This is a genomic window from Pedobacter xixiisoli, assembly GCF_900215335.1.
In the GTDB taxonomy this organism is placed as follows: Bacteria; Bacteroidota; Bacteroidia; order Sphingobacteriales; family Sphingobacteriaceae; genus Pedobacter; species Pedobacter xixiisoli.
Genome location: NZ_OCMT01000004.1, coordinates 228,235 through 254,276, shown reverse-complemented (window position 1 = coordinate 254,276; position 26,042 = coordinate 228,235). Strand labels below are relative to the sequence as shown.

Below are 26,042 nucleotides of genomic sequence, written 5' to 3'. Positions count from 1 at the left end.
AATATCATTGGACTTTCTGTCCTCGTACTTCAGACCTCTACAATTCCTGCAACGGATCCCAAAATACCTGCTTGAAATTCTTTATCTTATCGTTAGCTACAGTAATTCCTTCTTTCTCTAACAACTCTTGCATTAATGTTGGTGGAGAGAAATGAAATCGGCCTGTTAGTAAGCCGCTGCCATTTACTATTCTATGTGCCGGCACTTGCGGACTAGCCTGACCAGCGTAAGCCATGGCATGCCCCACCATTCTCGATGAATTGGCCACACCTAAAGCCTTGGCAATTGCTCCGTAAGAAGTAACCCTTCCCTTTGGGACTAACCTCGCTACTTCGAAAACCTGTTCATAGAAATTGGTATCCATTTTACTCCTTTCCGTCATCCTGAATTTAGTTCAGGATCTTTTCAAGCAGATGCTGAAATAAATTCAGCATGACGATAATGTTTAGCTAAACGAAAACTGAATATAGTTAATGTTTTTATCCTTTTTAAGGTAAATACGTTCGTAATGCGTTTTGATAGAAAGCACTTCGTCCGCTAAATCAGATTGATATAAATGGTCGGTATCTTTATGTGTAAGCAAACCTAATTGCTCTACTTTTTCTTTGGTGTAGCCATATAAGCCATCATTATCTGTTTTTAGGTTGATTTTACCGCCTTCACGCAATAATGGCTTGTATTTCGCCAAGAAGTTAGGAGACGTTAATCTCTTTTTCTCCCTGCTGATCTGAGGTTGTGGGTCTGCAAAAGTTATCCAAATCTCGTCAATCTCATTTTCGCCGAAATATTCCAATAAATCCTCAATTTGGATGCGTAAAAAAGCAAGATTAGGAATCGCTTCATCTACACCTGTTCTCGCTCCTCTCCAAATTCTATTGCCTTTTAAATCGATACCGATAAAGTTTTTTTCAGGAAAAAGCCTAGCTAATCCAACCGAATATTCTCCTTTTCCGCAAGCTAGTTCTAGTACTACAGGATTATTGTTTTTGAAGTGCGTTTCTGCCCAATTTCCCTTCAGTACTTTTGCTTCATCTAACTGATATACATTTGGAAAGGTGTCTATTTCCGCGAATTTTCTGAGTTTATCTTTTCCCACAACTAAAAATTAAAGTACAAAAGTAAGATTTAATTGTCTATTCCGTTCTGTATATGAAGTAACTATTCGAGGAAAATGCCATCTAATGCTTAAAAATTAACATTTCTTTAAGAGATAAATGCTTTCATTCTATTTAACTTGCGAAAAAATTAAGGAATACATAGGGGTATGTCCTTTTTTCATTGTCATAATCAAAATACCTTTTAATTAACATAGTAAATTCCGATACGTAAATGACATCAAATCTCTTTAAGCTCTTCATATTTTTGTTCAGCTTATTTTCTCTCCACGTTCTCAACGCTACAAATGTCTTCGGGCAGCAAAACTTTAAAATTTCTGGCCAAGTAAAATCTGGTGACAGCCAAATAGAAGCGGCAACCATCAACATTATTGAGGCAAAACGTAATGTAATGGCTGATAGCTTGGGTCGCTACGAAGTGGAACTTAAAGCTGGTAATTATACTTTCGTAATCAGTGCAATTGGGATGACTACTTTAAGAAAGACTGTACGGGTTTCTAAAAACACGACGCTCAATTTTGAGTTGGAAGATAGCGCCAATAATTTGGATGAGATAGTGATTTCTACTGCTAGGGACGACCGTAGCTTGGCTAGCCCGCAAATGGGTGCAGAGCGATTGAGCATGAAGACCATTAAAAATATTCCGCTCATTTTTGGCGAACGTGATGTTTTAAAGGCCATTCAGCTTTTGCCAGGAATTAAATCTGCAGGTGAAGGTGGTGCAGGTATTTATGTGCGTGGTGGTTCTTCAGACCAGAATTTGGTACTAATGGATGATGTGCCTGTTTACAATGCAGCACATCTGTTAGGCTTCTTCTCTACCTTTAATCCCGACGCGGTTGATGATATCACGGTGTATAAAACAGGAATGCCATCGCAATTCGGTGGCAGATTGTCATCTGTGTTGGATATCAAAATGCGACAAGGAGATACCGAAAAGTTCTCAGCTTCGGGCGGTATCGGATTAATTTCTTCTAAGCTTACTTTGGAAGGGCCGATACAAAAGAACAAATCATCCTTCATTATTTCTGGGAGAAGAACTTATGTTGATGCTTTATTGCGACTTTCTCCGGATAGCTCCATCAACCAAAACACTATGTACTTTTACGATGTAAATGGTAAAGCAGATTTTCAATTAGGAGACAACAATAAGCTAACCTTTTCGGGTTATTTAGGAAGCGATAAATTAGGTTTAGCAAAAACGTTTGGATTAAGCTGGGGAAATGGAATTGCCAGTGCACAATGGAAGCACATCTTTTCAGAGAAGTTGAATTCAACCACAACGGCTTCATACACGAGTTATCAAAATAAAATAGAAGTGAATACGGGCATCGACAACGTACGCATATTTTCACAACTAAAAGATTGGGGATTAAAACAAAACTTCTTTTGGCAAGCTTCAGATAAGAACCTAGTGAAGTTTGGCTTTAACTCGATTTACCACACCGTTACTCCTGGAGAGATTACCTCTGAAGGGGCTTCTAGCTATAATCCAGTAAACTATCAGGAGAGGTTCTCTTTGGAAAATGCCCTTTTCGCATCGAGCGACTGGCAAGCGTCCGAGAAACTTAACATTGGCTTTGGTTTGCGTTTAACGGGTTTTAGTGTTTTAGGTGGCGGCGATTTTCTAACGGTAAGCCCAGAGGGAGATATCCTTAATTCTACCTACTACAGCAAGGGAGAGTTTGTGAAAAATTACTTCAATTTAGAACCTCGCTTATCGTTAAGTTATTTGCTAAATCAGCAGAGTTCTTTAAAGGCTTCGTATGTGAGAAACGCACAAAATATGCATATGATTTCTAACTCAACCTCTAGCCGCCCTAGCGATAAGTGGTTGCCAAGTTCACTAATGGTAAAACCAGAAGTTTCTGACCAGTTCGCGGTAGGTTACTACAGAAATTTATTTGATAATGCTTTTGAATTGAATGTAGAAAGTTATTATAAAGCGATGGATAATCAAATTGATTATAGAGATGGAGCCGAAACATTTAACTCGGATAATATCGAAACACAACTATTGTATGGTATTGGAAGAGCTTATGGTTTAGAAGTTTTGTTCAAGAAAAAGAAAGGTGATTTTACGGGATGGTTAAGTTACACGCTTTCCAAAACAGAAAGACAAATAGACGGAATTAATAATGGCAATTGGTACAACGCCCGTCAAGATCGTACACACGAAATAGCTTTGGTAGGTTCATATCAATTAAACAAAAAATGGAATCTAAATGCTTCTTGGGTTTATTACACTGGTGATGCGATTACTTTTCCGACAGGAAAATATAACATGGATGGACAAACATTTTTCTACTATACTGATAGAAATATGTACCGTATGCCCTCTTACCACCGATTGGACTTGGGTGCTAATTTGCAGTTAAGGGAAAGAAAGAATTACAGTTCTGAGCTATCTTTTAGTTTGTATAATGCCTACGGTAGAAAAAATGCTTACTCGATTAACTTCCGCGAAGCGGAAAATGACCCTTCAAAAACAGAAGTGGTGCGTACTACCTTATTCCAATTTCTCCCATCAATCTCTTACAATTTCAAATTTAAATAGCCGATACTCATGAATAGTTTTAAATATCTCATTGCACTTTTTTCAATAGTTTTTTTGCTTTCTTCTTGTGAGGAAGTAATTGAATTAAATTTAGATACGGCGGCAGAAAAGTATGTAATTGAAGCGAATTTAACAGACCATGCAAATGGAGCCCGCGTATTGATCAGCAAAACTAAAAGTTATAGCAGCTCAAATGATTTTGCTGGCGTTAGTGGAGCTGTGGTGGAAATAGAGGATCAGTTGGGCAATATAACCCGATTAGATGAAAGTGCAAAGAAAGGAGTATATCTGCATTCTACGTTAAGAGGTACCCCTACACAGACTTATAAGCTTAAAATTGCTGTTGGCGGACAGACTTTTACTTCTACATGTATCATGCCTGCTGTGGTTCCCTTGGAAGATGTTTATCCTTATGAGTTAAATTTATTTGATGGCCCTAGGTTGTTTACACATGTGAAATATACGGATCCAATAGGAGTGAAAAATTTCTATCGGTTCATAGAGTATAAAAATGGGGTTTATACCAAATCTATCATGGCTACAAATGATGAATTTACAGATGGAAAAACAGTAAATCAAACGATATTTCCTTATGAATTTGACGATGAAAGTAAGCTTAAAAAAGGTGATAGAATTAAGTTGGAGTTTTTAACCATTGACGAACCCGTTTACAAATATTGGTTTAGTGTAGATAACGGAGCGCAGGGTGGTGGCGATAGTGCAGCTCCAGCCAACCCTGTCACCAACATTAAAGGCGGTGCAATAGGTTATTTCAGTGCACACACTATACAAAGTAAGGAATATACGGTACAGTAGTGGGAGTATAAAAATCATTAAAGAGTTAAGTTAGCTCTTAATTTATCTTAACTCCTTAATGGTTGATTTCTTTTTTAATAAATATTGTTTAAATTTATAGTTAAAGAAAATTAATATCAATTTTAACTATATGACTTTAGTTCAGCTCGAATATATTGTTGCGGTAGATACTTACAGAAGTTTTGTAAGTGCTGCAGAAAAGTGTTTTGTAACCCAGCCCACCTTAAGTATGCAGATACAAAAGTTGGAAGAATTTCTTGGCGTAAAACTTTTCGATAGAAGCAAACAGCCGGTAACGCCTACAGAAATTGGTGTACAAATTATAGAGCAGGCTAGAATTGTATTGCAAGAAAATAGCAAGATCAAGGAAATTATTAGCGACCAAGAGCAGGAAATTACCGGAGAGTTAAAGATTGGTATTATCCCAACTATTGCTCCGTATTTATTGCCAGAAGTAATTGCTTCGATGTTAGGTAAATATCCAGATTTAAAGTTGATGATTTGGGAATACACTACAGAAGATATCATTCACCATTTAAAAACTGGCGTAATTGATTGTGGTATTTTGGCAACTCCTCTGATTGATGCCAACATTAGTGAACAACCTTTATATTATGAAACCTTTGTGGGTTATGTGAGTAAAAACAGCAAGCTTTACAAGAAGAAAACCATCGATGCCGAAGATTTTGAAGAGGAAAATATTTGGTTGCTAAACGAAGGACATTGCATGCGCTCGCAGGTGTTGAATATTTGCAGGTCTACCAAAAACAATAAGCTGCAAGCCCTAACTTACAATACAGGAAGTGTAGAAACTTTGATTAGAATGGTGGATGTAAACGATGGAACAACACTTTTGCCCGAGCTTTCGCTACATGATTTAAATACCAAGCAACTGAACAAAGTACGTTACTTTAGGTCGCCAGAGCCAGTACGCGAAATCAGTTTGGTAACGCATAAAAGCTTCGTGAAGAAGAAAATGCTCAATGCATTAAAAGAGGAAGTTTTAGCGCTTATTCCAAAGGGAATGAAAAATAGAAAGAAAAAGGATGTAGTGGGGATTTAATGTTTAAACATCCAAATAAGCTGCATTTTTCAATTTATTTGGTTTAAGGTAAATGAACTCACGTTTGGCATCGATAACGATGTTAAAGCGCTTTAAAATATCGCCGCCCAATACACTCATTTTCTGACGACCCATAGCGCCATCAAAAAAGCCCACTGGAATATTTTTAAGATTGAAATTGCTTAAAGCGAAGGTTGGTAAAATTGCCTTTTTTGTTTTTAAAACATTGCCGTAAGAATCTTTCAACTGTTTTTCACTAGTAATTTTAAGTCGGTCTGATAGTTTATTTGCATTGGAGAACTGGTCATCAAATAAAATCGAACCAGCATACCCCGAATGGATTAAAAACTTATTGGCAATGGAGGCTCCTCCAACTTCGCAATTAGCGGCTACAAACATCATGTCGTCTTTGTAGTCGATATTTAACTTTTGATATTTCTCGATGTTTTTTGGAAGTTCTTCGCTAATGCTGATGATTTTCTTCTCAAAATCGATGCTAATGATTTTTCCTTTAAATAAGTCTAGTCCAAATTTACCACTTGTATTTTGACCAGAATTTTTATTCTCCCAAATTGGCGTTTTTTCCCAAACTAAGCTGCCAATTTGTAGCTCGTTGCTCTTGCTGAACCTCGATGTATTTCCCGAGCCGCCCCAGCTATTTACACTATCGGTTCTTTCAAATTTGATACTGTTAATTTTTTGTAATGCTTCTTCTGTTAAGGTAACTGAGGATGCCGCTAAATGAAACATCAGTTTAACTGTGTCTTTTTTGTTAAGTACAGTCTCGATCGAAATGTTGTTGTAATTCGTTAATTCGAAAGGAATATTAACTGTTTGCGCAGTGGCCTTACCTGTGATGAAACAAAAAAGTAGAGCAACTATTTTTAGAAATTTCATAAGCGTTAATTGGTTTGTCTTTTGTTAAAAAAGTTGATTTTGATAGAACAAATAATAGCTGCCAAAAATGAGATTAAAGTGATGAAATCGACAGTAGTGTCTGGAATATCTTTGCCAGAAATTTTGTCTAGGTAGTACTTAACGAAGGAGCTTGGTAAATTGGTTTCCCCTAATTTGGTCTTCACCTCCCATTGCCAATCGGTAACTGGGCAATAGCCGATGCCGTACCAAATGCCCAAAATTAACCAGCAAAATAAGGTGATAGCTACAATATAAAGATGGATTTTTCTGGTTTTAGGCCATATCCAAGCAAAAAGATTTGCTCCAATGATGAGCAGATGTACAATGGTGAAAAGATAATCTAAGAGTTGTAAGCTCACGGCTGACCAGCTTTCACTGATTTTAAGCCTTCTATACCTACTACTTTTTCCTCTTCTTCACCTTTTTTCTTCTTCTTTTTCTTTTTAGGGTCGATACCTGCTAAGCGTTCCTCTACAATTTTATCATATTCTAAAGCTTGCTCAGGCTTCAAAACTGCCTTGATGTTTTTATTGGTTTCGTTACTTAGACGATAAATTTTGGTTACTTCCTCGTCATCGTAGCCAGTTGCCTGTTGTTTTTTCATTAAAACCACTTGCTCTTTGGCCATGTTGTAGGCGTAATTGTAGATTACACCTTTTTGAGTAGGTGTAAGTTTTAAACGAGTTTCTAATTCGTCTACGTTCTTTTTTGCTATTTCTTCTGGAGTTGGCATTTTAGGCTGTGCCAATGCAGAAACTGCAATTGCTGTAAAAAGGAAAAGAGCAGATAAAAACTTTTTCATTGTGAGTTTACTTTTGAACCTGCAATTTAAGAAATTTTTAGGAAACCATGTAGGAAGTTCCGCTCGGTTATAAACCCGATTGAAGTGGTTATTTTTTTGTCGCTGGAAAACCTCATAGGTTTAATAGACTTAATGCAAGTAAACCTATGAGGTTTGTGCGTGGGCATCAAAAAGATAAAAACGAAAAGCGGGACTATCATAACCGACGCCCCGCTTTTATTGATTTTCTAAAAAAGAAAATTGAATTATTTACCTGATGTTAAAAGCTTACTATAAAGCTTTTTTGTAACGCTCAGCTACTGCATCCCAGTTTACTACGTTCCAAATTGCCGCTAAATAATCAGGGCGTTTGTTTTGATATTTTAAGTAATAAGCGTGCTCCCAAACATCTATACCGAAGATTGGCGTACCTTTTACTTCAGCAACATCCATCAAAGGATTATCTTGATTTGGTGTAGAAGAAACTATTAATTTTTTATCTGCACCTACAGAAAGCCAAGCCCAACCTGAGCCGAAACGAGTTGCACCCGCATCTTGGATTTTAGTTTTGAATTCTGCGAAAGAACCGAAAGCTTCGTTGATTGCTTTCGCTAAATCACCAGTTGGCTCGCCGCCTTTATTTGGACCTAAAACTGTCCAGAACAAAGAGTGGTTATAGTGACCACCGCCGTTGTTGCGTACTGCAGCTGGATATTTTGAGATGTTTTTAACGATATCTTCGATGCTATTGTTAGCTTCTGGTTTACCTTCTAAAGCTTTGTTTAAGTTGGTAACATAAGCTTGGTGGTGTTTGCCATGGTGAATTTCCATGGTTGCTTTGTCGATATGTGGTTCTAATGCGTCTGTTGCGTATGCTAACGCAGGTAATTCAAATGCCATAATGTATATGATTAAGGGTTATTTAAAATGTTATCTCTACAAATATAATAGAGATAGGTTAAGTTTTGTTCAAATGTTTGTCAACTTTGTTTGCGTTTATTTAGAAAAAACGCCGACATGAGACTTCCGCACTCTTCGGACAAAATACCTCCAGTTAACAACGTTTTGGGGTGTAAAAGGTTTTGCCCTACTTTGGTGAAACCTCTCTTTTCTTCCTTTGCTCCGTAAACTACTCGACTAATTTGTGTCCAATAACTGGCGCCTGCACACATTACGCAGGGTTCTATGGTGACGTACAACGTGCAATCTTTTAAATATTTGCCTCCCAAGGTTTGTGCAGCTGCGGTAAAGGCTTGCATTTCGGCATGGGCGGTTACATCATTCAGTTGCTCTGTAAGGTTGTAGCCTCTGCCAATTACTTTCCCTTTGCAAACTACTATTGCACCGATGGGAATTTCTTGCGCATCGTACGCTTTTTTTGCCTCACTTAAAGCCAAACGCATGTAGTGTTCGTCTTCTTGCTGTGGGTTGGCGTTTTCTTCGAAATTATAGAAACTCATGTTGTATATTTTGGAATAAAGAGCAAGGAGTAAAGATAAAAGACTAGAATGTTAGGCGATATATCTTTGTTCCTTGCTCCTTCATCTTTGCTCTAGATTAACTTACTTCCGTTAGGTACTTTTCTTTCAACTGTGCTCAGTACAATATCACCGTTTTCATCAGCAAAGCCAGTCACTAAAAACTCACTCATGAATTTACCTATCTGCTTTTTAGGGAAATTGACAACGCCAATGATTTGTCGGCCAATTAATTCTTCTAACGTGTAATGCTTAGTGATTTGGGCGCTGCTCATTTTGATGCCTAATTCGCCAAAATCTACTTTTACCTTGTATGCTGGTTTTCTTGCTTCGGGATATTCAAAAGCTTCGATAATAGTTCCAACTCTTAATTCTACTTTCTCAAAATCGTTCCAAGTGATTTCTTCCATTCTGTAAAAATAATATTAAACCACCAAGACACGAAGTACACAAAGGTTTATTTTGAGATTGTATTTTCAATACTACAGGTCTTAATTTTTGGCTAAAGCCAGTTTTGTGTTTTAATATACCCTTGGCTGAAGCCAAGGGCAATGAATAGATTAGTTTATGCATTTCATTGCCGTCGGTTTTAACCGACGGATTGTTTGAGCTGTTGTTGGCTTTAGCCAAAATACTATATAGATTTTAATGTTTTTAGTTTTAACGCTAACTGAATACTGTTTCCTGACAACTGACCACTTTTACATATCTTTGCAAAATGGTAGAAATCAAGCTAAAAAAAGGAAAAGAAAAAGCGGTTCATCAACGTCATCCTTGGGTGTTTTCTGGAGCATTGGACAAAGTGAAAGGAAAGCCCGAAAATGGAGATGTCGTACGTTTGGTAGATGCAAGTGGAGATTTTTTGGCCTATGGATACTACAACGACCAATCTCGTGTAGCTGTTCGTTTGATAGAATGGAACGAAGAAACTACCATTGATGAAGCTTGGTATGAGCAGAAAATTAAAACTGCGATTGCTGGAAGAGCGCATCTGTTAGCAGACGAGGAAACTACCGCTTGTCGTTTGGTTTTTAGTGAAGCTGATTTTTTACCAGGCTTAATTGTAGACCGCTATGCCGATTTTCTTTCTTTACAGATTTTAAGTTCTGGCATTGAGAAAGCAAAAGATATCATCATCGCTGTTTTGGTGAAGCTTTTACAACCCAAAGGGATTTTCGATAGAAGTGATGCAACCGCTCGTACACACGAAGGAATTACCGCCGAAAATGGCTTGCTTTGGGGCGAAACTCCCGCTGAGTTTATTGAAGTGAAAGAGAACGGGATTTTGTACAATATCAACATTGCCGAAGGGCAAAAATCTGGTTTCTACTGCGATCAACGTGATAATAGAAAAATCTTAGCATCTTACACCAAAGGAAAATCTGTGCTAGATTGCTTTAGCTACAGTGGTGGTTTTAGCTTAAACGCATATGCTCAAGGTGCTGCCGAAGTAACTTCTGTAGATAGTTCTGCTTTAGCAATAGAAACGTTGAAGCAAAACATCGACCTGAATAAATTTGATGCAGGCAAACACACCGCCATACAAAGTGATGTAAATAAACAGCTGCGACAGTTTAATGATGAAGGGAAAAAGTTTGATGTAGTGGTGTTAGACCCACCGAAATATGCGCCATCTCGTTCTGTATTGGATAGAGCGGCTAGAGCTTACAAAGATTTAAATCGCCGCGGTTTGTTATTATTAGAAAGTGGTGGATTACTGGCTACTTTTTCTTGCTCGGGTGCGGTAGATATCGATACTTTCAAACAAATTATTGCTTGGGCAGCTTTAGATGCGGGGAAAGAAGTGCAAATCATTAAACAATTTTGCCAACCAGAGGATCATCCTGTGAGATTATCTTTTCCAGAAGGAGAATACCTAAAAGGACTGTTAGTAAGAGTCGTTTAAATATTTGAAGTATGCATTTTCCAACAGAAGTTGCGGTAATTCTTGTGTTTTTATTATTGGCCAACCTATTTCCCTACAAGCCAAAACAAACATTTTTTGGAGGTAATTTTAAAGTTCTACAAAAGGAATATGCCATATGGGAAGCTTTAGCAATAGTTCCCTTTTTCATATTCATGGCAGCAATAATTTATAGTTTTGGGAGTTTTTTCTTGTGGATGAATTCTTCTCCCGAAAAAAGTGAGGATCTGATATTTTCAATTGTTCCCAACCTTTATATGTGGTTTGTACCTGCTACTTTTTTGGCTTTTGCAGTCATCATTTTTCCAATGACGGCCATTTATAGATTGATTTTAAGAGACCGTTACGATGAATATCTCCACTACACTAATTTGAAGCACGGATTTGATGGAATGAGAATTTACCGACCAATAGCTTGGATTTTTGGTTTAGCTTCAATCGTCTCACTGTTTCTAATGTCAGATTATAAAATTGAAATTACCGAGAAGCAAATCGTACTAAATGATTTTTTAACCACAGAGAAAAAGAGTTACGCTTTTAGACAAATCAAAAACATCTACTACGTTGAAAATACTATTTCAAAGGACCAGAAGAAGATTAGTCCATATCCGCATTACTACGTGAAATTTATTGATGGTAATTATTGGAATACTATGAGTAGTTTAAATGATGATGATCAGCAAAATCAAATCATGAAATATTTAGCGCAAAAATCTAAAAACACAATAGATACGGTTTCTTACATTGCCGATTAAAAACGTTTGTAAATTCTAAGGAGCTTATTTTTGAAAAAATATCTAACTATTTTTCTAATTTGTTGTTAAGAAACCAACAAACAGAAAAAACACCTATGCTTCTTGTTAACAACATTAGACTAAGTAGAATTATTAGAAATACTTGGCATGTAGATTTAATTATGATAGCCTCTTGTATGGGCGCTTATTTTATTCGCGAGTACCTCATTGCGCACCATTTTTCTATTCCAACCATTATCCCTACGGTTTTAGGAACAGCTATAGCATTTTTCATCGGTTTTAATAACAATCAGGCGTATGATAGATGGTGGGAAGCCCGTAAAGTTTGGGGCGGATTGGTAAACGATTCGCGTTCATTCGCCCGTAGCTTAATCGCTTTTGTACCGCAAAGTGATGAAAATGATGTGATTGTACAAAGAATGATTCGCCGTCATATTGCGTTTCTGTATGCTTTAAAGGCAAACTTAAGAAGTACAGTAGATTTGATTTATGTGAAATATTTGGAGGAAAGTGATAGGCTGGAAATAGAAAAACATAATAATCTGCATAATGCGATCCTTTTAAAACAGTCGGAAGATTTGCAAAAATTATCCCAAAGTGGACAGATCGATGGCTTTAAATTCATCCAGATTAACGAAATGCTAGTTCGATTTAGTGATGAAATGGGAATGAGTGAGCGTATTAAGAACACGGTATTCCCTACTACTTACAGTTACTTGACGAAGGTTTTTATCTGGTTATTTGTAGTTACTTTTACTTTGGTTATTAGTCAGGAAATGGGAGTTTGGTCTATTTTTATGGGCTGGATGATTGGTTTTGTTTTTGTATCTACACAAATTAACGGAATGAACCTAGTTGATCCTTTTGAAAACAATGTGGCAGGTATTCCTTTAAATCAAATTACCAGAACTATCGAAATTAACCTATTGCAGATGATGGGCGAAGAAAATACTCCACCACCAATTACACCTATTAATGAGGAGTACGTGCTTTAGATTAACGCTAGACTTACGAAGTCTTTAAACGGCGAAGCCCTCAACTTTACCATAAAAAAGAAGTAAAAGACAAAAGTTAAACTTCGTAAGTCTAGCGTTAATTTAAAACTAACAAAAAAAGCCCAACGAAATCAATTCGCTGGGCTTTAATAGTGTTGCTTGATTTCAAAGCTCTTTTGATTTGATTGGCAATAGATTAACGTTGCCAACCAACATTAAAATTACATTTTTAAGCACGAAAAAACGACACTTTAGATAAATATATGTACGGTTTTAAATAAACATCCCTCCAGACACCTCTAGTCTTTGAGCATTTATCCAACTACCTTCTTTAGAACATAGGAACGCCACTACGCCCCCAATATCGTTTGGTAAGCCTACACGGCCTAGAGCGGTGTTAGCAGCAATGCCTTGATTCATCTGTTCATTGTCTCTCACAACTCCACCAGCAAAATCAGTTTCTATTGCACCAGGAGCCACTGCGTTTACTGCAATCCCCCTAGCTCCTAGTTCTTTTGCCAAATACTTGGTAAGCACTTCAATTGCACCTTTTAATGCGGCATAAGCACTATAGCCTGGCAGTGAAAAGCGAGTTAAACCTGTAGAAACATTGATAATTCTACCGCCGTCAGCAATAACCGGAAGTAGCTTTTGGGTAAGAAAGTAAACGCCTTTAAAATGGATGTTCGTCAATAAATCGAATTGTTCTTCTGTAGTGCTTGCAAAAGGAGTGTAAATACCGATACCAGCGTTATTGATTAGAAAATCGAAGCTTGGTCTCTTCCATTTTTCGATTAAAACAGTGCTTAACGCGGTAACAAAACCATCAAAGTTTTTTACTTCGCCAACATTTAACTGTAAGGCTGCTGCTTTTTGTCCTAAGGCTTCTATTGAATTTACCACTTCATCGGCTTCCGTTTTGTTGCTGTTGTAAGTGATAATTAAATCATTCCCTTTTTGTGCTAGGGCAAGCGCCATGTTTTTGCCCAAACCACGACTTCCGCCAGTTACTAAGGCTATTTTTTGTGTCTCCATCATTGTTGTATCTTTTAATTACGATACAAATATCCGTAGGAAACCTAATTGAAAAATGGTGCTAGTTTAAGTATTTTCGAGCAGCTGTTTTCTGAACTGTTTTGGCGTAATGCCCTCGAAAGATTTGAAGAATTTGGTAAAATTGGTAGGCTCGTTAAAAGTAAGTCGGTAACTGATTTCGTTGATGGGTTTGTTCGTGTCGCTTAGCATTTTTTTAGCTTCTTCCATTACACGCTGCTCTGCGAAATGGCAAGGAGAATAGCCTGTAGTTAATTTAATAGTGTTGCTAAAATGAGTAGGGTGTATAAAAAGCAACGCGGCAAAATCTTTGATGTGGTACATCGTATCTGTTTTTCCCGTCAACACATCATCAATATGTTTTTCTAGCAGCACAAAAAAATCTTTCGTGATTTCTTCTTTACGGCTCAGTAATTTTTTAGGGATTGGCATGTACTAATTTAACGATTGTTCCATCAAACTGGAAACTATTGCTCTTCCTTAAAGTAAAGTTTATAGCAATTCATTCCTTTTTCGGCATCGTATTCCTTTTCAATCAATTCTTTATTGCCATGAATATATACGTGAAAATTCTTGTCTAACTTAAGGATACTCTTAAAGTCTTTCGCTTGTTTTTTAACTGCTGCATCAGAAATATCGAAGGTATCAGCAATTTGCGTATCAAACTCCTCTTCGTAAGACTGTTTGTAGTTTTTAAACAACTCAATACCTTCTTCGTTAGCAATTACCTCATTGGCAAATTCGTCGATATCAAAAGTTTCTTTTTCCTTAAAATACTTCATCGAACGGTTCAACAAGTCAATTTTGTCTGTTTTTTCTACATCAAATTCTTGGTCCAGTTTTTCAGTAACGAAGCTCTTGTAAACATCCATTACGTTTTGGGTCTTGTTAAAATTATCGTTCCTTATTTTTAACATCAAGAATTGGTCTTTCCAATAAGCAGCATCAGAGGTACGACTAGTGGTATCAATTACCACTACCTTGTAACCTTCTTCTTTTTCGGTATTAAAAATCAGGCAGCCTTTGTCTAATTTATTAATGTTGATGCCGTGCTGTTCATAGCTGATACCAAATCCGCTTTGCTCTGGATAAACTTTGATAAAACTTTCTTTGCTTTCAGATCTGAAAAAACCGATAGCATCATGTAGATCACCCTCGATTTGAAGGTTTTCGAAATAACCTACATAAAGCTCGCCGCCTTTAACCTTGGGATGATCTGCTACCTCGAAAAGATACTTCGCAATCTCTTGGCTGTTTTCATGGAATTTACCTCCATTGGCAAAAACTTCCGAAACTAAGCGGTAAATCTCGTTCGAATTTAAATCGTTGCTGTGCTGCGTAAAACGATAAACTTCATTTACCTTTTGGAAAGGAGAAAGGAAGTATTGTTTCAGCAGTTGGTTAAGCATTTCGTCTTCTACGTGCATAGAACTCTCGGAAAACGAATAATACTCTTCGTTTGTTTTATTGCCTACGTGATGTACTGAAAGCTCTGCTAAATTCGATTCGAAAAAAGATACCATAAAAATTATTTGAGCAGCAAAGGTATTAAAAAGTAGGATTGCAAAAGACAGAAACAAGAGGAATAAAAAAAGGGAAGTTGTAGCCTGCCTGTTACTTAATTATTTTATACTTACACATAAGTTATAATAAGAAAGGATGGTCTATTTGCCCATCCTTTTAATTCTATTTAACCTCTGCCAGGTCTGCCTCCACTTTCGCTTCTGCTAGATCTTTCTGAACCGCCCGATGATCGGCTACTTGAACCCGAAGATTGAGGTCGTTCGGAACGTTGCGAACGTTCTACCCTTTCGGTTCTTTGTGGTTGTGAACGCTCGGTTCTTTCCATGCTTCTTTGAGGTGTAGCTTGTTGCGTCCTTCCTTCAGAAGATGATGAACGAGAAGGTGAACTTTCACTACGCTCTCTACTACGTTCTACACGGGGCTGGTTGTAAGGACTAGTTGTTCTAGTTTCGGTACTACCTGCATCGCTCCTTTCTCTAGACCTTCCAAAAAGACCACCTCTGTCAGTATTACGTTCGTTGTTGCTGTCAACTCTACCTTCTCTAGTAGGAGCGCTATTGCCTCGGTCTCTGGTTGTATTGTTTTCAAAGGTTCTATCGCTAGTTCTTTCACCTCTACCGTTGTTAGAGTAAACGTTGTTATCTCTACCACGACTTTCTCTAGTTACTGCGCTATTTCTTTCTATTCTGTCTCTCGTAACACTACCTCGTATTGCTTGTCTTGGCGCAGCGTTGGCATTATCGCTTCCTCTAGTTGGACGTGGTGCATAAACGTTAACGGTATTGTTTTCAATCCTATTTCCACCTGATCTGCTAGTTCTAGAAACATTATATACGGTAACATTTTGGTTGGTTGCTCTTCTCACATCATCAATTCTGGGTCCGGTATAATAAGTTCTATTGTTACGAACGTAAGTGTTGTTGATGATTACCGTATTTTGAATATAAACTCTGTTTCTTCCACTGTAATAGCGTGGATAGCTGTTATAGTAAATATGTCCAACGGGAATAAAGTTCCAGCAAAAATCAGGAGTTACATAACGGCGGCCAATATTAATGTTGATGTTAATGCTTGGTCCCATTGGCGCCCAGCCATACTGTCCACCACCGCTTCTCCAATCTACCCATGCTGGTCCCCAAGTGGTATCGGGTAACCAAACCCAGTTGTTGTATCTGTTGTACATCCAACGTCCGTAGTGGAATGGAGCCCATCCCCAATCATAGTTAGATACCCAAGTGTTGCCATACTCTGTCATAGCCCAACGGCCATTACTGTAATACGGCCTAAAGTCTGCTTGGTCTACATCTGGTCTCCAAACGTACCCGTACTCAGGGTCGTTAATCCAGGTTCCATACGGAGAAAGCTCATCATAGAATGTTTGCAATGAAACATCATCATACTGTGCTTTTGCAATTTGTGTGGTTCCGGTGAGGAGAAGCACAAGCCCCAGCATTATAGCCGGAAATTTGATTAAGGTTTTCATGTCCTGTGTGTTTTAAAATTTATAATTAACCTAACGGTAGTTTTATATCAATTTAAAATCCAACTTTTGTTAAATACTGTAAAAGCAACAAGAAAGTTGCTCATTTATAAGAATTAACGTAAGTTTCGGCCAGAAAGTGCAAAATTATGTATTGAAATTATGTCATTTGTTGTTGTGGACAGAACTAAATTTGATACAATGAGTAACCAAACAAAACACTTTGTTGCACTTTATTGTTTTTGTAAATTTTAATTTTGTTGGCGAGGTGGTAATATCCGCCAACCTGAATAAACTCAATCATAGATGAAAAAAGGTACCTTGTTCTTAATTCCCGTTCCGTTGGCAGATAATGCCGCTCATAAATCTTTTACGCCATTTTTAGTAGATACCATTAATAGTATCAAAACCTACATTGTAGAGAACGAAAAAACGGCTCGTAAATTTTTAAAAGAGGCGGGGATAAAAACTCCACAAAGCGAATTGGTGATTCACGATTATGGAAAGCACAAAAGAGGGATGTCTATGTCTCCTTATTTCGAGGAACTGAATAAAGGCATAGATGTAGGTTTGATGAGTGAAGCGGGTTGCCCAGGAGTAGCAGACCCAGGAGCGGAAATTGTTGCCGAAGCACACAAAAGAAATGTTAAAGTTGTACCTCTTGTTGGGCCAAATGCCATGTTACAGGCCCTAATGTCATCAGGTTTTAATGGACAGAGCTATGCTTTTACAGGTTATCTGCCAATTGATAAAGGAGACAGGGTGCAGCGAATTAAGGATTTAGAAAATTTATCCCAGCGATACAGGCAAACTCAACTTTTTATGGAAACACCTTTCAGAAACAACCATCTTTTTGAAGATATCCTGAAAAACTGCCAACCTACTACCATGTTGTGTGTAGCTTGTAATATCAATGCTGAAGATGAGTTCATTAAAACTTTACCCATCAGCCTATGGCGTAAGGAAAAAGTAGATTTTCATAAAAAGCCTACCGTATTCTTAATCTACAAAGGAAAATAGTTTTTCAGAGACCATCTTAGTCACTTCATAGAAGCTAAGTCACTATCGACATGCTTAGGTGACTAAGGTGGTTAAAACTTTAGTAAGTCTCGCTATCTGGTGGAATACCATAATCAACAAAGTTTACATTAGTTTTCTTCTTTTTAGAAGTAAAGGATGAAAACAGTGATTTTGCCTTACTGAATATCCCAGTTAAACTTTCTGCATCTAAAGATTTACCAATTTTGCCGGAAACTAAGGCTGCAATACTTTTAGTAATAAAACCAGAACCTCTAAATACAGTTTTATTCAAAAACATAGGTAAAATTAGAGACATGATGCTTCCGCTCAAATTGGTTTTTTCGTCAAACTTCATTATGCTCTGAGGATTAAGGAAATCCTTGATTAAGTTGATAGGCGAAAATTGTTTGATATAACTTTTGGCATCTGCTTTTAGTTGCGTTTCTTTAAACTGATAGTCAGTTTTAACGCGGCTAATTTCTAAATGTAATTCTGCCAAGGATTTTATGTCTCTATTCCTCATCGTCTTTATCTGCTATTTTATTAAAATATTTCCTAATAAACATGTTCACTAAAATCTTCTCGATGATGTTATCCTTGGTTAAGAAAACGATAATGGATAGGAGCAAATAAATCCCTGCAACACAGCCAAATCCCGAGACTAAGCTGCCAAATACCTCAGCAAGGTATAGGGCCAATGTAACCGTACCTAATAAAAAGGCCAATAGGAAACATACTACTACCACAGTATTGGTAATGAGGTCTGCAAATAATTTAGAACCTTTTTCTACGGATTTTAAATGTATATAATCTATACGAGTATCTACATAGCTCTTCGCATCGGAAACTAGTTCTTCAATGGTTTTTTCTTTTTTCTCTTCCATTATCGTTTTTCAGAGGGTGTTCTTATACGTGTTCTACTTCATCAGAATATTCTTCTTCAACATCACGAAGTTTACCTTTTATAGAATTTACTACTTTATCTTTCAGGCTGGTTAAGTTGTTGATTTCATCAGCAGCTCTTTCTTTGATAGAATCTCCAAAATCTTTTAAAGATTGGCCCAGTTTATCACGGGTATCTGTACCCTTGTCTGGTGCAAAAAGTATTCCTAACGCCGCTCCTGCAGCTAAGCCAGCCAATAAGGCTACTACTACTTTTGAATTATCGTTCATGTCTTTATAGTTTTATGTTAAAAATGAAAAATTGTCTAAACTATAGTAATTAAACTACTTACAAACACAATTGTTTTAAGTATTTGCTTTTTATCGTGGCCTAATTTTCCCTTTTTGGACTATCCCAAGATAAGGAAAAAAAAGCCGCTGACAAATCAGAAACAAATATTATTCCAGTATTTTAACAATAACTGACGAACCTCACATTAGCTGATGGGTAGCTGGATGACGAACAGGCTTCCTTTATCTTGTGGCTTAAAAATGATGTTCCCTCTATGCGCAAGTATAGACCTTTCCGCATCGGTTAGTCCCAAGCCTTCTGCATCTTTTTTAGTTGTAAAAAAGGGCTCAAAAATCTGATGTTCTAACGCTGAGCTAATACCTTTTCCGTTGTCCTCAATTAAAATAGAGTAAAATCCGCTATCGTTAATGGTACTAATGTTTAAAACCTTTGGATAGCTTTCCATGCTTTCTAGGGCATTATTGAGGATGTTAACTAGTGCTTTTTTAATCTGTTTTCTATCTATCGAAAGATAAATTTCTGTAGGTAAAATATGTTGTTCCAACACAATTCGATGGCCCAAAATCAGGTCGTTAATTTCGGATAGCGCTTCTTCAATCACCTCTTTAATTCCTACCTCTTGAGTAATGATAGGTTTATTTTCTGTGCTAGAGATAAAGTTTTTTGTGAGTTGATTAATGCTGTCGAAGTTAGATTTGATAACTTCTAGGCTGGTTTGTAGGGTTTCGTTATAAACTAAGCTTTCATCTGTGGTAAGCTCGTGTAAAACAAGGTTAATGGTAGAGAGAGGATTTCTAATTTCTTCTGCAAAGCCTTTAGCAATATGTTCTGAGATAGAGAATTTGCTCTCATGTATCGACTTTGTTTCTAGGTGTTTTCTATGTGTAAGGTCGTGGATGATCGTATGGTAAACTTCTACCATGTTTTGAAGGTCAATTTGCAAAAATGAAGACAGACTACAAAAATAAACCTGTCCTTTGCTCGAAACCATTTGGCACTCAAAATCGCTTACAGCGCCTTTAGTCTCCAATTCTTGGATAAAGTTCTCTCTGTCTTCTTGCGTATAAAACAAAGATCTATCGTTGGTAACCAGTATTTCCTTGATGTGGTAACCAAAAAAATCTAATCCAGCTTTGTTGATGTCGTGTATCTTGCCTGTATAATCTGAAATAAGGATAGGCTCTTTGGCTTTATCAAAAATAATCTTGAATTTATTTTCGCTTTCTTTTAAGGCCTTTAAAGTTTCTGCCTGTTTTAACGCGTAGCGCAAAGTTCTGTCCAAGGTATCGGGTTCTATTTTATCTTTAACCAAATAATCGGCCGCACCAACGTTCATTGCCTGTTCATCAATTTTATAATCCCCTTTACCCGTTAGGATGATGATAGGTTGCTTCACGCCAGAAAGTACTGCTTCGTTCACTAAATCTACGCCGGTATGTTTGCCCAGTCGGTAATCAACCAGGTAAATATCATATTGATGTTTTAAAACTGCATTTATTCCTTTTTCAAAAGTGTCTATCCATGAAAGTTCGTATTTACCAGCATTACTGATACGGCTAAAAATATCTTTGGTGATGATATAATCATCTTCATCATCATCAATTAATAAGACCTTTACTACTTTGTCCATATATTCTATATTAGGTATGCAACCATTTATTGGTAATCATACTTGTAATCCCTACTAAATCACTAAAAGATGCTGGTTTGGTGAAAAACTCATTTGCACCCAAAGCCAATACAGAATCAATATCGTCCCTGTTTTTTGAGGTAGAAAGCACTACCAAAGGGATATCTTTTGTTTCTGCACTTTTTCTAAGTTCTTTAATGACACCTCTGCCGTCTAGAACAGGCATGTTAAGGTCTATCAAGATTAGGTTTGGCAGCTTTTTAGTAATTAATAACTTTTGTATATGTTCTATCAATAATTTTCCGTTGTTTAAAAAGGTAATGGCATTTTGGTTAATTTCAGAAAAAGCGTCTTTTAGCATCAGTGCATCGTCGGGATCGTCTTCAGCAATTAAAATAAGTGGGTTGTTCATGATAGTCATTAAGCAGCGTTGTGTTTAAGGGGTAAAGAGATAAAAAATGATGCTCCTTCTCCTTCCTTGCTTTTGGCGAAGATGAATCCGGAGTGGTTTTCGACAATTTTTTTGCAGATAGCCAATCCTATACCAGTTCCTTTATATTCTGTTCTGGAGTGCAAGCGCTGAAATAAATCGAATATTTTGCCGGCATAACTTTCATCGAAACCAATACCGTTATCTGTTATTTTGATGGTGCAGTACAATGCCTGAGGTAAAGCTGCATTTGTTGGCAACGTACTACCCAATACAATTTCGGAAGAAATTTCTATTAAAGGCGGTGTACCTGGTTTTGTAAACTTTAGCGAATTGCTGATGATATTTTGGAAAACCTGCGCTAGCTGTGCTGAGATGCCATCTACTGTTTCGTGAATAGAGAGTTTGATTTTCGCATTTGTGCTTTCTATCGTGTAATCTAAATCAAGAAGTACTTTGGTGAAAAGTTGGTTTAAATCTACCGAATGAAACTCCTTTGCTTCTCGGGTTACCTTAGAAAAAGCCAATAAATCATCGATTAAGATTTGCATACGTTCGGCTGCATTCTGCATGCGCTCGATATAGTCCTTGCCTTCTTCGTTAATTTCATCATTAAACTTTGTCTTTAGCCTATCTCCAAAAGCTCTAATTTTTCTAAGTGGCTCCTGCAAATCATGCGAAGCAACGTAGGCAAACTGTTCTAAATCTTTATTCGAGACATTGAGCTCGCTTATTTTTTCTTCTAGCTTGCGCTGAGCTTCTTTGAGCAGTGTAACATCTTGTGTGTTGCCTAAATAGGAATAGCCTTTGCCGATTTCGTCTTCTTTAAATTTGGCCGTAGTAGAAACGTATCTCACCTCGCCATTTGGTCTAACGATACGGTAGTTAGCTTTAAAGGAAGCTCTATTTGCTCTTGCTTCGGCAAAAGTCCTTCGCAGTTCGCCAGTATCCTCTTTATGTACAAAGTTGAAGTAACTAGTAATGCTCACAATGGTAGAATGCGGCAAATAACCGTGTATGTTGAACATTTCATCCGACCAAAAAACATGTTCATCATTGCTGTGCCATTCCCAGCTTCCATTATTTGAAACAGCTTCGCCTTCTCGCAGCAAAGTTTCGTTCTTGCGCAGTTTGAGTGTTGCCTCTTTAAGTTCGGTAATGTCTTGTATAGTGCCTACTAATTTACTTTCCTTGCCTGTAAAATAGCCCTGATTTAATACATATCGTTTTACGCCATTAGGCTGAATAATTTGATATTCTACCGCAAATGTGCTTTTATTTTTTACAGCGCTGCTTAGTTCTTTGGTAATCTTTTTACTGTACTCGGGAACAATTACCTGCTCTGCAATGGCGTGCGTTGGATGAAAAGTATTGCCTTCAAAACCGTAAATCCGATATAATTCATCAGACCATTTGTAAGAGTTAGTTTTAATATCGAGTTCCCAACTTCCCAGTTTAGATATCTTTTCGGCATTGGCCAATAAACCTTCTCTCTCTATCAAATTTGCAGTAAGCGCTTGTTTTTCCTTAACTTCTACATCCAATCTGGCGATGATACGTTGTTCGTTTCTAACCGTTTCTATGTAATTGAGGATAATTCCCGCTAGAGGTACAAGATAGCTGAGAAAACGCAAGTAGTGTGCAGCGTTATAATAAGTATCGAAAGCGTAAGTGCTTAACGCCATGAACAGTTGGGCCAAAAAGAGTGGAGCTATACTCAGAATCAAAAGTTTCGAAAAAATGCCATGAAAGCGCAGCATAAATTTTGGCAAATAAAAGGCTGCCCAAACAAATAGGAAAATCAATGGAAGAAAAGAAAGCAAATCTATTGGAGAGATTTCATTTAACGCTTGTTTCCTCTGCAAAATGGCATCGGTATTGGCCATAATAAATACACAGGTAACACCAGCTACTATGCATATTGCGGCAGTTTTATAAATGATTTTTATTTTTTGCTCTGGAGTACGTAGATTCTTGGCCTTTATTTTAAGATAAGCAATGGTGCCAATTAGCAATGTCAGAGAATAAAATATCCGATTAATCCACCAAATGAAGTATAAGTTATCTGAAATGTCTTTTATCGAAGCATTTTCGTTTAAGATAAGCAGGTAATAGGCATCTAATATTGCTGAAATAAATAGCGTAATGCCAAAAAGTGTAATGGTAATTTCTTTGCGAATGTTATAGTCGATGGCTGCGAGAATACCTGTGAAAAACGCGGCGGCAATGCCAAAGGTTGTCCAAATGCTAGTGTAGAAATTGGGTTTTACATTGAAAAATAGAACCTCTTTAGACGAGTTTTCAAAAAAAATGGACAATACTACGGAAAGCAATGGTGCAATGCACAGCAACATCACTATCCATAGTATTTTCTTGGAAATATTGTATCGGTTTTTGAACCGAGACGAGCCCAAATTTTTGAATAGATTAAGCACTATTTATTTGTTATCGAGGTCTATTGCTTTCATTTTATTGTAAAGTGTCTTTCTGTCGATGTTTAATATTTTTGCTGCCTTCGTTTTATTGAAATTTACTTCTCTTAGTACCTTTAAGATCGTTTCGTATTCAGCTTCTAGAGCAGCATTTTTCAAGTCTCTAGGTTTCGCACGTTCAGTAGTAATACTGTCCGAAGTTGAAGCAAATGAGTTTAACATAGGAGCCTTTGCGTAAGTAGAAATCTCTAAAGGAAGTGCCTTTAACTGAATTTCTTCTGTTTCAGTCAATAAAGTTGCTCTACGAACCACATTTTTTAACTCCCTAACGTTTCCTGGCCAGTTGTAGGTTAAAAAGCAGTCGATCACTTCAGCAGAAAAACCTTTGATGTTTTTATTCAATTCTTGATTCGCAAATTGTAAGAAGCTTTCTGCAAATGCTAAAATATCCTTACCTCTTTGGCTAATTGGTGGAAGATTAATAGCAAATTCGTTGAAACGATGATAAAGGTCTTCTCTAAATTTTCCTTTAGAAATGGCATCTTGCAGATTTTCGTTGGTGGCAACGATAATTCTAACATCTAAATCGATTTCTTTAGTACTACCGATACGTTTTATTTTACGTTCTTGTACCGTTCTTAATAAGGCCGCTTGTATGTCATAAGACAAATTGCCTACTTCATCTAAAAATAAAGTACCGCCATTAGCCATCTCAAAGTGACCAATTTTTGTATATAGTGCACCAGTAAACGAACCTTTTTCATGCCCAAAAAATTCACTTCCTGCTAGCTCTTTTGTAAGCGAACCGCAATCCATAGCTACAAAAGGTTTGTCTTTTCTAGGACTATTTAGGTGTATTGCTTTGGCCACCGATTCTTTACCTGTACCACTATCGCCCATTAAGATTACGCTGTAAGAGGTAGGAGCAACCAATAAAATTTGCTTCATTAAATCTCTCGAAGCACTACTTTGGCCAATTACAAATTCGTCGGTAAAAGCGTAGGTAGATTTGGTAGATTTTGATTTTTCTTGCCCAGCTGTTGTTTGTGTTTCGGTTGCACTTTCGTTAAGTGCAATTTGAGTTTCAATAGCTTTGTTGATGGTATTTAAAATCTCATCTGGGTATAATGGCTTGGTAATATAGTCGTAGGCACCTAATTTAATCAACTCAACAGCTAATTTAATATCCGAATATCCAGTAATAATAATCACTCCAGTTTTAGGATAGTTTTCTTTGATTTTAACCAGCATTTCTTTGCCGTCGGTATCTTCTAAACGGTAGTCGCAAAGCACCAAGTCGTAGTGGTCTTTAGAGAGGTATTCCATAGCAGAATTTCCGCTAGTTGCACTAGTTACATCAAAAGAGTTTCTTGTTAAAAATTTAGAAAGTAATAATCCTATATTTATCTCATCGTCAACGATTAATATTTTTTTCATACGCGTTATTTAATTTAGGTAGGTGTAAGACATTTATATAGCTAAAGTATAGAAAAAAAAGCACATGGGAAATTTATTCTACACTTTTTTATAAATGTGAAGTATTACTGATGTAAAGTGATAACTATCACTTTTACGAAATGGAATGATTTTAAGAGCCTGAAAAATTTGCTTTCCTTTTTTCTAAAAACGCGGATGTTCCTTCTTTAAAGTCATTCGTTTGGAAGCAGTTGCCGAATTCATCTATTTCTGTTTGATAACCATTAGTTTTTGGATTAAAACCTGCATTTACAGCTTTTATAGCACTAGCAAGGGCCAATGGTGCTCTTTGCTTAATTTTTTCAAGGATTTCCTCTGCTTTTGCTTGTAGATCACTTAGTGCAACAACATGGTTAACCAAACCAATTTGATGTGCTTTTTCGGCAGTAATCATATCTGCAGTAAAAATCATTTCGAAGGCTAAGCCTTTGCCGACCAATTGTGCCAAACGTTGCGTTCCACCGTAGCCTGGAATTAATCCTAAAGTTACTTCTGGCAAACCTAGTTTTGCATTATCGCTTGCAATTCTAATATGGCAGGCCATGGCTAACTCTAAGCCACCACCTAAAGCAAAACCGTTAATAGCTGCAATTACAGGTTTGCTAGAATTCTCAATAGCATTGAAAACATTGTCATGCCCATCTTTAGCTAGTTGTTTTCCTTCTTCCAATGTGTAGCTCTGAAACTCGGAAATATCAGCGCCAGCTACAAAAGCTTTTTCGCCTGCACCAGTAAGTAAAATAGCCTGAACCTGTTTGTCGGTTTGAGCAGATGCTATTGCATGAGCTATTTCTGCCAATACTTCTCTATTAAGTGCATTTAGCTTTTGAGGACGATTGATAGTGATATATAGAATGTTGTTTTTTACTTCTACGAGTAGTTGCTGATAAGTCATAACGGTTAAAAATTTCGGTGTTCTACCACCCAGTTTTCGATATAAGTTACAATGTCTTTCATGGTTGTGCCTGGAGGGAAAAGCTCGCCAACACCAATTCCCTGCAGTTTTTTCATGTCTGCTTCAGGAATAATTCCGCCACCAGTAACTAAAACATCTGTAAGCCCTTTTTGATTCATCATGTCAATAACTTTTGGAAATACAGTCATGTGAGCTCCAGATAAAATAGAGATTCCTATGGCGTCTACATCCTCTTGCAAGGCCGTATTTACAACCATTTCTGGTGTTTGCCTTAAACCGGTATAAATCACCTCCATTCCAGCATCACGTAGAGAGGTGGCAATAACTTTCGCACCCCTATCGTGACCATCTAAGCCTACTTTAGCTACAAGAACCCTAATGGGTCTATTTAAAGTTTTGTTCATATCTGGTGTACTTGATAAATGTAAATGTAGGTAAAATACAAAAAAGACCTGTAAGGTTTTTAAAACCTTGCAGGTCTGTA

Annotated in this window: 28 protein-coding genes; 7 read left to right on the top strand and 21 right to left on the bottom strand. The window is 37.1% G+C overall.

Translation table 11 applies throughout. The features are described 5' to 3' along the window. Positions 1-37: 37 nt before the first annotated feature. Positions 38-382, bottom strand: a complete 345-nt coding sequence (locus CRO54_RS17235; RefSeq protein WP_420812689.1) for an MGMT family protein — start codon at positions 380-382, stop codon at positions 38-40. A 63-nt stretch (positions 383-445) separates the two neighbouring features. Next, the gene (trmB, locus tag CRO54_RS17230; RefSeq protein ID WP_097133325.1) at positions 446-1,096 is read right to left on the bottom strand and encodes a tRNA (guanosine(46)-N7)-methyltransferase TrmB; all 651 of its coding nucleotides are present in this window, start codon (positions 1,094-1,096) and stop codon (positions 446-448) included. Positions 1,097-1,329: 233 nt separating this feature from the next. Between trmB and CRO54_RS17225 the strand changes: the two genes are divergently transcribed. From CRO54_RS17225 to CRO54_RS17215, 3 genes are all read left to right on the top strand, one after another. Continuing rightward, positions 1,330-3,672, top strand: a complete 2,343-nt coding sequence (locus CRO54_RS17225) for a TonB-dependent receptor (protein WP_097133324.1) — start codon at positions 1,330-1,332, stop codon at positions 3,670-3,672. 9 nt (positions 3,673-3,681) lie between these two features. Further along, positions 3,682-4,488, top strand: coding sequence for a DUF4249 domain-containing protein (locus CRO54_RS17220; protein ID WP_097133323.1), 807 nt, complete (start codon positions 3,682-3,684; stop codon positions 4,486-4,488). Positions 4,489-4,618: 130 nt separating this feature from the next. Further along, complete coding sequence (locus tag CRO54_RS17215) at positions 4,619-5,551, top strand: hydrogen peroxide-inducible genes activator (RefSeq protein WP_097133322.1); 933 nt, start codon at positions 4,619-4,621, stop codon at positions 5,549-5,551. Between the two features lie 3 nt (positions 5,552-5,554). Here CRO54_RS17215 and CRO54_RS17210 read toward each other — a convergent pair whose 3' ends face one another. From CRO54_RS17210 to CRO54_RS17185, 6 genes are all read right to left on the bottom strand, one after another. Continuing rightward, positions 5,555-6,448: a hypothetical protein gene (locus CRO54_RS17210; RefSeq protein WP_097133321.1), complete on the bottom strand. Its 894-nt coding sequence runs from the start codon at positions 6,446-6,448 to the stop codon at positions 5,555-5,557. Positions 6,449-6,453: 5 nt separating this feature from the next. Further along, a complete protein-coding gene (locus tag CRO54_RS17205; protein ID WP_097133320.1) occupies positions 6,454-6,828 on the bottom strand; it encodes a DUF2784 domain-containing protein in 375 nt (124 codons plus the stop codon). Beyond that, entirely contained in the window at positions 6,825-7,271 is a 447-nt protein-coding gene (locus CRO54_RS17200) for a hypothetical protein (RefSeq protein ID WP_097133319.1), read from the bottom strand. The genes CRO54_RS17205 and CRO54_RS17200 overlap by 4 nt, the downstream gene beginning before the upstream one ends. Positions 7,272-7,541: 270 nt before the next feature. After that, positions 7,542-8,150: a superoxide dismutase gene (locus CRO54_RS17195; RefSeq protein WP_097133318.1), complete on the bottom strand. Its 609-nt coding sequence runs from the start codon at positions 8,148-8,150 to the stop codon at positions 7,542-7,544. Between the two features lie 80 nt (positions 8,151-8,230). Beyond that, positions 8,231-8,710: a nucleoside deaminase gene (locus CRO54_RS17190; protein WP_097133317.1), complete on the bottom strand. Its 480-nt coding sequence runs from the start codon at positions 8,708-8,710 to the stop codon at positions 8,231-8,233. Positions 8,711-8,802: 92 nt separating this feature from the next. Next, positions 8,803-9,138: a tRNA-binding protein gene (locus CRO54_RS17185; protein ID WP_097133316.1), complete on the bottom strand. Its 336-nt coding sequence runs from the start codon at positions 9,136-9,138 to the stop codon at positions 8,803-8,805. A gap of 308 nt (positions 9,139-9,446) precedes the next feature. On the opposite strand from CRO54_RS17185, the gene CRO54_RS17180 reads away from it, so the two are divergent. From CRO54_RS17180 to CRO54_RS17170, 3 genes are all read left to right on the top strand, one after another. After that, a complete protein-coding gene (locus CRO54_RS17180; RefSeq protein WP_097133315.1) occupies positions 9,447-10,634 on the top strand; it encodes a class I SAM-dependent rRNA methyltransferase in 1,188 nt (395 codons plus the stop codon). An 11-nt stretch (positions 10,635-10,645) separates the two neighbouring features. Next, positions 10,646-11,407: a hypothetical protein gene (locus CRO54_RS17175; RefSeq protein WP_097133314.1), complete on the top strand. Its 762-nt coding sequence runs from the start codon at positions 10,646-10,648 to the stop codon at positions 11,405-11,407. Between the two features lie 95 nt (positions 11,408-11,502). Beyond that, complete coding sequence (locus tag CRO54_RS17170; protein ID WP_097133783.1) at positions 11,503-12,402, top strand: bestrophin family protein; 900 nt, start codon at positions 11,503-11,505, stop codon at positions 12,400-12,402. 273 nt (positions 12,403-12,675) lie between these two features. Here the strand turns inward: CRO54_RS17170 and CRO54_RS17165 are convergent, their stop codons facing one another. The 4 genes from CRO54_RS17165 to CRO54_RS17150 all read right to left on the bottom strand — a co-directional run bounded on the left by CRO54_RS17165 (position 12,676) and on the right by CRO54_RS17150 (position 16,462). Then, positions 12,676-13,437 carry an SDR family NAD(P)-dependent oxidoreductase gene (locus CRO54_RS17165; protein WP_097133782.1) on the bottom strand — a complete coding sequence of 254 codons (762 nt, stop codon included), beginning with the start codon at positions 13,435-13,437 and terminating at the stop codon, positions 12,676-12,678. 66 nt (positions 13,438-13,503) lie between these two features. Further along, positions 13,504-13,887 carry a helix-turn-helix domain-containing protein gene (locus CRO54_RS17160; protein WP_097133313.1) on the bottom strand — a complete coding sequence of 128 codons (384 nt, stop codon included), beginning with the start codon at positions 13,885-13,887 and terminating at the stop codon, positions 13,504-13,506. A gap of 35 nt (positions 13,888-13,922) precedes the next feature. Continuing rightward, complete coding sequence (locus tag CRO54_RS17155) at positions 13,923-14,978, bottom strand: nucleoid-associated protein (protein WP_097133312.1); 1,056 nt, start codon at positions 14,976-14,978, stop codon at positions 13,923-13,925. 167 nt (positions 14,979-15,145) lie between these two features. Then, positions 15,146-16,462 (bottom strand): DUF6600 domain-containing protein, encoded by a 1,317-nt coding sequence (locus CRO54_RS17150; protein ID WP_097133311.1) that lies wholly within the window; start codon positions 16,460-16,462, stop codon positions 15,146-15,148. Positions 16,463-16,765: 303 nt separating this feature from the next. On the opposite strand from CRO54_RS17150, the gene CRO54_RS17145 reads away from it, so the two are divergent. Further along, on the top strand, positions 16,766-17,479 hold the full coding sequence (locus CRO54_RS17145) for an SAM-dependent methyltransferase (protein ID WP_097133310.1): 714 nt from the start codon (positions 16,766-16,768) through the stop codon (positions 17,477-17,479). 79 nt (positions 17,480-17,558) lie between these two features. Here the strand turns inward: CRO54_RS17145 and CRO54_RS17140 are convergent, their stop codons facing one another. The 9 genes from CRO54_RS17140 to CRO54_RS17100 form a co-directional block, all read right to left on the bottom strand. Further along, complete coding sequence (locus tag CRO54_RS17140) at positions 17,559-18,002, bottom strand: hypothetical protein (protein ID WP_097133309.1); 444 nt, start codon at positions 18,000-18,002, stop codon at positions 17,559-17,561. Further along, a complete protein-coding gene (locus CRO54_RS17135; protein ID WP_097133308.1) occupies positions 17,992-18,363 on the bottom strand; it encodes a phage holin family protein in 372 nt (123 codons plus the stop codon). The genes CRO54_RS17140 and CRO54_RS17135 overlap by 11 nt, the downstream gene beginning before the upstream one ends. 22 nt (positions 18,364-18,385) lie before the next feature. Further along, positions 18,386-18,652: a YtxH domain-containing protein gene (locus CRO54_RS17130; protein WP_097133307.1), complete on the bottom strand. Its 267-nt coding sequence runs from the start codon at positions 18,650-18,652 to the stop codon at positions 18,386-18,388. Positions 18,653-18,858: 206 nt separating this feature from the next. Then, positions 18,859-20,304, bottom strand: coding sequence for a hybrid sensor histidine kinase/response regulator (locus CRO54_RS17125; RefSeq protein WP_097133306.1), 1,446 nt, complete (start codon positions 20,302-20,304; stop codon positions 18,859-18,861). A gap of 10 nt (positions 20,305-20,314) precedes the next feature. Beyond that, positions 20,315-20,716 (bottom strand): response regulator, encoded by a 402-nt coding sequence (locus CRO54_RS17120; protein ID WP_171047954.1) that lies wholly within the window; start codon positions 20,714-20,716, stop codon positions 20,315-20,317. A gap of 8 nt (positions 20,717-20,724) precedes the next feature. Further along, on the bottom strand, positions 20,725-23,088 hold the full coding sequence (locus tag CRO54_RS17115) for a PAS domain-containing protein (protein WP_097133304.1): 2,364 nt from the start codon (positions 23,086-23,088) through the stop codon (positions 20,725-20,727). An 84-nt stretch (positions 23,089-23,172) separates the two neighbouring features. Further along, complete coding sequence (locus tag CRO54_RS17110; RefSeq protein ID WP_097133303.1) at positions 23,173-24,603, bottom strand: sigma-54-dependent transcriptional regulator; 1,431 nt, start codon at positions 24,601-24,603, stop codon at positions 23,173-23,175. A gap of 151 nt (positions 24,604-24,754) precedes the next feature. After that, entirely contained in the window at positions 24,755-25,537 is a 783-nt protein-coding gene (locus CRO54_RS17105; RefSeq protein WP_097133302.1) for an enoyl-CoA hydratase/isomerase family protein, read from the bottom strand. A gap of 5 nt (positions 25,538-25,542) precedes the next feature. Further along, positions 25,543-25,962 carry a cobalamin B12-binding domain-containing protein gene (locus CRO54_RS17100; protein ID WP_097133301.1) on the bottom strand — a complete coding sequence of 140 codons (420 nt, stop codon included), beginning with the start codon at positions 25,960-25,962 and terminating at the stop codon, positions 25,543-25,545. Between the last annotated feature and the right edge of the window lie 80 nt (positions 25,963-26,042).

Excerpts from the sequence above, each read along its gene's own strand:
- CRO54_RS17235 (WP_420812689.1), bottom strand. The coding sequence starts at position 382 with ATGACGGAAAGGAGTAAAATGGATACCAATTTCTATGAACAGGTTTTC.
- CRO54_RS17225 (WP_097133324.1), top strand. The coding sequence starts at position 1,330 with ATGACATCAAATCTCTTTAAGCTCTTCATATTTTTGTTCAGCTTATTT.
- CRO54_RS17220 (WP_097133323.1), top strand. The coding sequence starts at position 3,682 with ATGAATAGTTTTAAATATCTCATTGCACTTTTTTCAATAGTTTTTTTG.
- CRO54_RS17215 (WP_097133322.1), top strand. The coding sequence starts at position 4,619 with ATGACTTTAGTTCAGCTCGAATATATTGTTGCGGTAGATACTTACAGA.
- CRO54_RS17210 (WP_097133321.1), bottom strand. The coding sequence starts at position 6,448 with ATGAAATTTCTAAAAATAGTTGCTCTACTTTTTTGTTTCATCACAGGT.
- CRO54_RS17200 (WP_097133319.1), bottom strand. The coding sequence starts at position 7,271 with ATGAAAAAGTTTTTATCTGCTCTTTTCCTTTTTACAGCAATTGCAGTT.
- CRO54_RS17195 (WP_097133318.1), bottom strand. The coding sequence starts at position 8,150 with ATGGCATTTGAATTACCTGCGTTAGCATACGCAACAGACGCATTAGAA.
- CRO54_RS17190 (WP_097133317.1), bottom strand. The coding sequence starts at position 8,710 with ATGAGTTTCTATAATTTCGAAGAAAACGCCAACCCACAGCAAGAAGAC.
- CRO54_RS17185 (WP_097133316.1), bottom strand. The coding sequence starts at position 9,138 with ATGGAAGAAATCACTTGGAACGATTTTGAGAAAGTAGAATTAAGAGTT.
- CRO54_RS17180 (WP_097133315.1), top strand. The coding sequence starts at position 9,447 with ATGGTAGAAATCAAGCTAAAAAAAGGAAAAGAAAAAGCGGTTCATCAA.
- CRO54_RS17175 (WP_097133314.1), top strand. The coding sequence starts at position 10,646 with ATGCATTTTCCAACAGAAGTTGCGGTAATTCTTGTGTTTTTATTATTG.
- CRO54_RS17170 (WP_097133783.1), top strand. The coding sequence starts at position 11,503 with ATGCTTCTTGTTAACAACATTAGACTAAGTAGAATTATTAGAAATACT.
- CRO54_RS17165 (WP_097133782.1), bottom strand. The coding sequence starts at position 13,437 with ATGGAGACACAAAAAATAGCCTTAGTAACTGGCGGAAGTCGTGGTTTG.
- CRO54_RS17160 (WP_097133313.1), bottom strand. The coding sequence starts at position 13,887 with ATGCCAATCCCTAAAAAATTACTGAGCCGTAAAGAAGAAATCACGAAA.
- CRO54_RS17155 (WP_097133312.1), bottom strand. The coding sequence starts at position 14,978 with ATGGTATCTTTTTTCGAATCGAATTTAGCAGAGCTTTCAGTACATCAC.
- CRO54_RS17150 (WP_097133311.1), bottom strand. The coding sequence starts at position 16,462 with ATGAAAACCTTAATCAAATTTCCGGCTATAATGCTGGGGCTTGTGCTT.
- CRO54_RS17145 (WP_097133310.1), top strand. The coding sequence starts at position 16,766 with ATGAAAAAAGGTACCTTGTTCTTAATTCCCGTTCCGTTGGCAGATAAT.
- CRO54_RS17140 (WP_097133309.1), bottom strand. The coding sequence starts at position 18,002 with ATGAGGAATAGAGACATAAAATCCTTGGCAGAATTACATTTAGAAATT.
- CRO54_RS17135 (WP_097133308.1), bottom strand. The coding sequence starts at position 18,363 with ATGGAAGAGAAAAAAGAAAAAACCATTGAAGAACTAGTTTCCGATGCG.
- CRO54_RS17130 (WP_097133307.1), bottom strand. The coding sequence starts at position 18,652 with ATGAACGATAATTCAAAAGTAGTAGTAGCCTTATTGGCTGGCTTAGCT.
- CRO54_RS17125 (WP_097133306.1), bottom strand. The coding sequence starts at position 20,304 with ATGGACAAAGTAGTAAAGGTCTTATTAATTGATGATGATGAAGATGAT.
- CRO54_RS17120 (WP_171047954.1), bottom strand. The coding sequence starts at position 20,716 with ATGAACAACCCACTTATTTTAATTGCTGAAGACGATCCCGACGATGCA.
- CRO54_RS17115 (WP_097133304.1), bottom strand. The coding sequence starts at position 23,088 with ATGTTGCTGTGCATTGCACCATTGCTTTCCGTAGTATTGTCCATTTTT.
- CRO54_RS17110 (WP_097133303.1), bottom strand. The coding sequence starts at position 24,603 with ATGAAAAAAATATTAATCGTTGACGATGAGATAAATATAGGATTATTA.
- CRO54_RS17105 (WP_097133302.1), bottom strand. The coding sequence starts at position 25,537 with ATGACTTATCAGCAACTACTCGTAGAAGTAAAAAACAACATTCTATAT.
- CRO54_RS17100 (WP_097133301.1), bottom strand. The coding sequence starts at position 25,962 with ATGAACAAAACTTTAAATAGACCCATTAGGGTTCTTGTAGCTAAAGTA.